Source organism: Rhizobacter sp. P3_B12 (assembly GCF_056402895.1).
In genome coordinates, this window is record NZ_JBFUGN010001097.1 from 1 (window position 1) to 1,918 (window position 1,918).

The 1,918-nt window shown below is 71.4% G+C and carries 2 protein-coding genes and 1 pseudogene; all 3 read right to left on the bottom strand.

From position 1 onward, the window contains the following. Positions 1–266, bottom strand: a pseudogene (locus AC1D01_RS32520) (hypothetical protein); the annotation flags it as partial. Continuing rightward, positions 253–981, bottom strand: a complete 729-nt coding sequence (gene scpB, locus AC1D01_RS32525) for an SMC-Scp complex subunit ScpB (RefSeq protein ID WP_477873626.1) — start codon at positions 979–981, stop codon at positions 253–255. The gene scpB and the pseudogene AC1D01_RS32520, both read right to left, overlap by 14 nt. Positions 982–1,333: 352 nt before the next feature. Further along, positions 1,334–1,918: RluA family pseudouridine synthase (locus AC1D01_RS32530; protein ID WP_477873627.1), on the bottom strand; the 585-nt coding region annotated here is incomplete at its 5' end.

Here is a 1,918-nt window from a genome sequence, read left to right on the forward strand (position 1 = left end):
GCCACCGGGGCCGCGGCGGCGGGCTCGGTACCCGCATCGGCATCGGCCTCGACCTTCACTGCCGACTTGCGCTTGCGTGCCGGCTTCGGTGCGGCCTCGGCGGCATCACCCGCAGCAGCTTCCGCCGGTGCGGCCTCGGCAGCCGTCGCCGGTGCGTCGGTGGCCGCGGCCTTGGTCGTGCGGCGACGCTTGGGCTTCGCGGCCGAGGCCTCGCCGCCTTCGGCGTCGGGAGGCAGGGTCGTCGAAGAGTCGTCAGCTTGGTTCATGCGGTGTGTCCTCGGGGGCGGCATCTGCCGCTGGCTCGGAATGGGAAGGGGTGGGGGGAACGGCCGCCAGGTCGGCGACCGGTTCGGCGAGGGATTCGACAGGGGATTCGGTGGGGGATTCGACAGGAGCTTCGACAGGGGGTTCTTCGACGGGCGCGTCGAGCGACACCTCGATCGCCAGTTCGCCGTCGAGCGGCAGCGCGCCCTGCTCCGGCTCCAGCAGCGACGGCTGGCCGGCCAGCGCCTCGGCCATCGCCCCGGGGTTCAGCGTCGAGCTCTGCAGCATCGGCAACTGCTCCAGGCTGGCCAGCCCGAGGTCGTCGAGGAACTGCTTCGTCGTCGCGTACAGCGCCGGGCGGCCCGGGGCCTCGCGGTAGCCGATCGCGTCGATCCAGCCGCGGTCCTCGAGCTGCTTGACGATCTGGCTGCTGACGGTGACGCCGCGGATGTCCTCGATGTCGCCACGCGTGACCGGCTGGCGGTACGCGATGATCGCGAGCGTTTCCATCACGGCCCGCGAGTACTTCGGCGGCTTCTCCGGGTTCAGCCGGTCGAGGTATTCGCGCATCTCCGGGCGGCTCTGGAAGCGCCAGCCATGGGCCAGCGCCACCAGCTCGACCCCGCGCTCCTCCCAGTCGCGCATCAGCTCGTCGAGCAGGGCACGCAGGGTGTCGGGGCCGAGTTCGTCGGCAAACAGCGCGCGCATGTCACGCATGGGCATCGGCTGCTGGGCGCAGATGAGCGCGGTCTCAAGGACGCGCTTTGCATCCTGTGTGTTCATTGACGTTCGTTCACATCCTCAGCCGGCTCGGCCGGCAGGCATTCAGGGGGCTGGCTCCGCTCGCATCGGCCTTCGCTCGAATCCCGCGGCGTGCCGGTGGACGCACCGGGTTGTCGCTGGGTTGGCAAAGGCTGTCGAGTGTGGAGCGTCTGGTTCGGAGCGCCGTCTTGACGGCTTGGCGCTGAGAACCAGTCTGCGCGCCATTCACGTCGGCGCTGCAGTTCGCATCATCGCTCCCTGGGTGGCAGCGATTGTGCGCCATTGTATAGGCCCTCGGATGACCCTGTCACGGGGCTTTCTCGGAGGCCTCGATCACCCGCTGCCAGGCCTGCGCCAGATCGGCAGGCGGGGCCGCCTCGAACTGCATCGGCCGGCCGTCCACCGGGTGCGCGAAACCGAGGCGAGCCGCATGCAGCGCCTGCCGGGTCAGCCCCAGGCCCGGGCGCCCGCCGTACAGCGCGTCGGACAGCAGCGTGTGGCCGCGCGTGGCCAGGTGCACGCGGATCTGGTGGGTGCGCCCGGTGTGCAGCTTGCAGCGCACCGCGCTCACCGCGCCTTCGTCGAACTCCGCGAGCGCCACCCGGGTCACGTCGGTCTGTGCCGGCTTGCCGCCGCCGACCACGGCCATCTTGACGCGCGATTGCGGGTCGCGCGCGAGCGGCGCGTCGATGCGGAACGGCTGCGCCGGCACCCGCCCGTGCGCCAGCGCCTGGTACTCGCGCTGCACCTCGCGGGCGGCGATGGCGCGCACCAGCGCGGTCACCGACGGCAGGGTCTTGCCGATCACCATCAACCCCGAGGTGTCCTTGTCGAGCCGGTGCACGATGCCGGCGCGCGGCAGCGTGGCCGCGGCCGGGTGATGCGCCAGCAC